We start from the raw sequence: 308 nt of genomic DNA, 5'->3' as shown, positions 1-308 counted from the left end.
GCGCCGGTTACGGGCCACCTACAACCGTTACGGCGGTGTGAGGCACATGATCGCCGCCCTCGATCTGGCCACCGGCAAGCTGTACTACCGCATCCGCCCCCGCAAGCGCTGGTGTGAGTTCCTCGACCTGCTCAAGGCCCTGCGGGCCCGCTGGCCCGGCCAGAAGCTGAATGTGGTGCTGGACAACTTCTCCCCGCACAAGCACGCCAAGGTCCGTGCCTGGGCGGCCGGCCACGAGGTCGAGCTGGTCTTCCTGCCGACCTACGGATCCTGGCTGAACTGGATCGAGGCCGAGTTCGCGGCCCTGC

Annotated in this window: 1 protein-coding gene; it reads left to right on the top strand. The window is 67.5% G+C overall.

Annotated elements, in window-relative coordinates; translation table 11 throughout:
• Positions 1-308, top strand: a 308-nt coding sequence (locus tag ADL25_RS18795; protein ID WP_199839177.1) for a transposase, incomplete at both ends; no start/stop codon positions are given.

This window comes from Streptomyces sp. NRRL F-5122 (genome assembly GCF_001507435.1).
GTDB classification, from domain to species: Bacteria; Actinomycetota; Actinomycetes; order Streptomycetales; family Streptomycetaceae; genus Streptomyces; species Streptomyces lannensis.
The sequence above is the reverse complement of the archived record's forward strand: the minus strand, read 5'-3'. Positions and strand labels throughout refer to the sequence as shown.